The following is a 4,007-nucleotide window of genomic DNA, read 5'->3' as shown; positions in this document are numbered from 1 at the left end:
TCCTTAATCCACCCGATTGCAATGGACCAAGGTTTACGTTTTGCTATCCGTGAGGGTGGTCGTACAGTTGGTGCGGGTGTTGTTGCGAAAATTATTAAATAAATTCATTTGATGAATTAAATGAACATAGAGGCAGATCGAAAGATCTGCCTTTTTACTTTATAATTTCGCCTATTTAGTAGAGTTTAGTCAAAAAGTGCGGTCATTGTATGCTTCATTTTTTGATATGATCAAAAAATTTTTTAGAGGGTTTCTTTATGTCAAAACAACTTTTCCGCGCTGTTGTCTCTGATCTGGATGGTACATTATTAAACACGAATCATGTTATCGGAGACTTTACGATTGATACACTAAATCGCCTTGAACAGAATGGTATTGATATTATCCTTGCTACAGGAAGAAATCACACAGATGTTTCTTCTATTCTTGGAAAAATCGGTGCAGAACGTGCGGTAATGATTACTTCAAACGGAGCAAGAGTACGAGATATGGCGGGAAACCTTATTTATAGTAATAGTTTGCCGGAAGATATTGTATTTGATCTTTATAAAACACCATTTGATAAAACTAAAGTTTGTTTAAATACCTATCAAGACGAGGGGTGGTTTATTAATCAAGACGTCCCAGCATTGAAAAAATTTCATCAAGATTCAGGCTTCATGTATGAAGTAGTTGATTTTTCTAAACATCATGCCCGTAGTGTGGAGAAAATATTTTTTATTGGAAAAACACCGGAAGATTTAATTGAAGTAGAAAAATATTTACGTGAACATTTTGGCGATAAAACAACTATTGTTTATTCCGCATTAGCATGTTTGGAAGTGATGAACAAAAATGTTTCCAAAGGTGAAGCTTTAAGACATGTGTTAGAACAACGAGATTACGGTTTGGAAAACTGTATCGCTTTTGGAGATGGGATGAATGATGTGGAAATGCTTTCCAGTGTTGGGAAAGGCTGTATCATGGAAAATGCTGATAAACGCTTGAAACAGGCTTGTCCGGAATTAGAGCAAATCGGTTCAAATCAAAATGAGTCAGTCGCAAAATATCTTCAACTTCAATTCGGAATTAAATAATGCTCCAAGCCATGTTATGTATTAGTTGCGGCGCAATATTTGGTGCTTTAGGAAGATGGGGATTAACTTATAGCTTTAATTCACTCTTTTCTACCTTTGCTTTTGGAACCTTACTTGTTAATCTTATCGGTTGTTTTTTGATAGGTATGTTGATGGCACTTTTCTGGCAATATCCACAAGTTAATGATTTATGGAAATTGTTTCTAGTGACCGGTTTTCTTGGTGCGTTTACTACATTCTCGTCTTTTTCGATTGAAGTGATTGAGCTTTTAATGTCAGACAAATGGGTTGGTGCACTTAGCGTTATTGCTTTCCATTTAATAGGTGGACTAATGAGTACGACGCTAGGTATTTTATTGTATAAACTACTATTTAGGTCTTAGGTTAGAAATTTTCTTCAGAAGTAGAATTGATAAGAGCGGCAAAATCTTCATTGTAAAATTTATGAAAAAGCATATATTACCAGTCTTTTACTAACTTCAATTTGTTTTTTTGAAAACACTTTTTTCTTGTATTTCCTTACGAAGATCGAGTTCACGATACATACTCTCGGTCTGTGAATTAAGATATACTTTTTCCATAAAAAGTGCGGTCAAAATCTAAAAAGAAATTTGACCACACTTAATTTATTTTAAATCTTATAATTCATCTGAAGAATTATCTTCAGATTGTTCAATATCAGCCATTAATGATTGTTCAGGATTTGCAACTAATTCGGCACGAAGTTTGGTTTCTAATTCTTCTGCTTTTTCTGCATTTTCACGTAACCATTTCATTGCATTTGCCTTACCTTGACCAATTTTCTCACCGTTGTAGGCATACCACGCACCGGATTTATCTACAAGTTTATGCTTTACGCCTAACTCTATTAATTCGCCCATTTTTGAAATGCCTTCTCCGTAAAGGATTTGGAAATCAACTTGGCGGAATGGTGCAGCAAGTTTATTTTTCACTACTTTTACTTTTGTTTCGTTACCAATGATTTCTTCACCGTCTTTTACTGAGCCTGTGCGACGAATGTCTAAGCGAACGGAAGAATAGAATTTAAGCGCATTACCGCCGGTTGTAGTTTCTGGGTTGCCAAACATCACCCCGATTTTCATGCGAATTTGGTTAATAAAGATTACCAAACAGTTGGCTGTTTTAATTTGACCGGTCAGTTTACGTAATGCTTGAGACATTAGGCGTGCTTGTAAGCCCATATGGGAGTCCCCCATATCACCTTCAATTTCAGCTTTTGGCGTAAGAGCAGCGACAGAGTCTACAATAATAACATCAACAGCACCTGATCGTACAAGAGCATCACAAATTTCTAATGCTTGTTCACCATGATCAGGTTGGGATACTAATAATTCTTTTACGTCCACACCTAATTTTGCGGCATAGATAGGGTCGAGCGCATGTTCTGCGTCAATGAACGCACAGGTCTTACCTGCTTTTTGTGCTTGTGCAATTACAGATAACGTAAGGGTTGTTTTGCCGGAAGATTCTGGACCAAAGATCTCAACAATACGTCCCATAGGTAAACCTCCAATACCTAATGCGACATCTAAGCCAATTGAGCCTGTTGAAATCGATTCTACATCTAAGGTTTTGGTATCGCCTAATTTCATGATAGAGCCTTTACCAAATTGTTTTTCGATTTGTCCTAACGCTGCAGCAAGTGCCTTTTGTTTTTCTTCGTGAGTGGTCATTTTTTACCTTTTATATCACCTAATCATTTTAAAATTGTATCTGTTGTTGATGTAGAGTATCAAGTGAAATTTTGGCTGTTGTGGATAAATATAATGGGGAGAAAAGAGCAAAACCGGTGTTTATAAAAACGTTTTACTTGTGATACTTAATAAGTTTGGATTTTTGTATAAAGAATCTTCGTAAATATAAATCACTTAGGTTTTTTTTGACATCTAAAGGAAATAGGAAGCTTGTAAATTAATTTGCTGAAATTTATTTTATTTGTTTTCTGTAGGAGATTTTTCAAAGTCTCTATGTTTCCTAAGTGCAAAGTTATTACATGAAATCTATTGTTATACTATTATATTTTTTACAATAAATTTAAAACTTACGATCTATGTCACAGATTTATAAGTAAATTATTTCAATTTGGTAAATCTGATGTTATAAAGATGGGTAGGCTTGTTTATTTATGAATAACTACAGTTGAATCCTGGAGGACTTATGACAATATTAAATGTTAAAGATAAACATGTTGATGAGCTTTGCATGATGATTAATGAGTTAATTGGAAATGTGGCATCAAAGAATTTGTTTACTGGTTATGGGTTATTTTACAATGAGAAACTTATGTTCGGTTTATGCTTGAATGGAAAGTTTTATCTTCAGGCAAAAGATGACCTATCTAGTCAATTAGTAAATTCAGGGTGTGTAGCTTTCACAAAAAATGAAACTGATGCTAAGTTTGTTTTGTCGGACTACTATTGCCTTACCAATGATATTCTGAGTGACAGGCTTTTATTACGTAAGTTGCTTATGCTTTCTATTAAACAAATTCAGGATAGAAAGAATGAGATCGCATTATCAAAAGCCAATCGCTTGAAAGATCTCCCTAACCTCTCTATAAAGTATGAGAGAATGTTAAAAAAGGTTGGTATTCATGATGTCAAAACACTAAAGATAGTGGGCGCTGAGAATGCGATTGTCAGGCTAAGGAAATCTGGGATACCTGCTACGTTAAATACTTATTGGAAGTTAGCTTGTGCATTACTGAACAAAAATAGCGAAATGTTAAATAGACAACAAAAAGAAATACTACTAAGGAAATTAAATGAAGTTTTATATGAAGCTGGATTTAGAAGATATAGAAAGATTGATGATGAATAAAAATTAATCTTTTAAATAAAAAATCTAAAAAACTCATTGCAAAGTATTTTTTAATGCCTATAATACGCAGCACACAACGACGCGCTGTTG

At 34.4% G+C, this 4,007-nt stretch carries 5 protein-coding genes; 4 read left to right on the top strand and 1 reads right to left on the bottom strand.

Annotated features, from left to right (window positions below):
• From BKK47_RS12070 to crcB, 3 genes are all read left to right on the top strand, one after another.
• Positions 1-102 (top strand): EF-Tu C-terminal domain-related protein (locus BKK47_RS12070; protein ID WP_077495063.1); only part of this gene is annotated, 102 nt, incomplete at its 5' end.
• Positions 103-257: 155 nt separating this feature from the next.
• Positions 258-1,076 carry a Cof-type HAD-IIB family hydrolase gene (locus BKK47_RS12065; protein WP_077495062.1) on the top strand — a complete coding sequence of 273 codons (819 nt, stop codon included), beginning with the start codon at positions 258-260 and terminating at the stop codon, positions 1,074-1,076.
• Entirely contained in the window at positions 1,076-1,459 is a 384-nt protein-coding gene (gene crcB / locus BKK47_RS12060) for a fluoride efflux transporter CrcB (protein ID WP_077495061.1), read from the top strand. Before BKK47_RS12065 ends, crcB begins: the two co-directional genes overlap by 1 nt.
• Before the next feature lie 255 nt (positions 1,460-1,714).
• Here the strand turns inward: crcB and recA are convergent, their stop codons facing one another.
• Complete coding sequence (gene recA, locus BKK47_RS12055; RefSeq protein ID WP_077495060.1) at positions 1,715-2,770, bottom strand: recombinase RecA; 1,056 nt, start codon at positions 2,768-2,770, stop codon at positions 1,715-1,717.
• A 484-nt stretch (positions 2,771-3,254) separates the two neighbouring features.
• On the opposite strand from recA, the gene BKK47_RS12050 reads away from it, so the two are divergent.
• Positions 3,255-3,917, top strand: a complete 663-nt coding sequence (locus BKK47_RS12050; protein ID WP_077495059.1) for a TfoX/Sxy family DNA transformation protein — start codon at positions 3,255-3,257, stop codon at positions 3,915-3,917.
• The last annotated feature ends 90 nt before the right edge of the window (positions 3,918-4,007 follow it).

This window comes from Rodentibacter mrazii, from assembly GCF_001998825.1.
GTDB lineage: Bacteria > Pseudomonadota > Gammaproteobacteria > Enterobacterales > Pasteurellaceae > Rodentibacter > Rodentibacter mrazii.
This window is presented reverse-complemented; position numbering and strand designations above follow the sequence as displayed.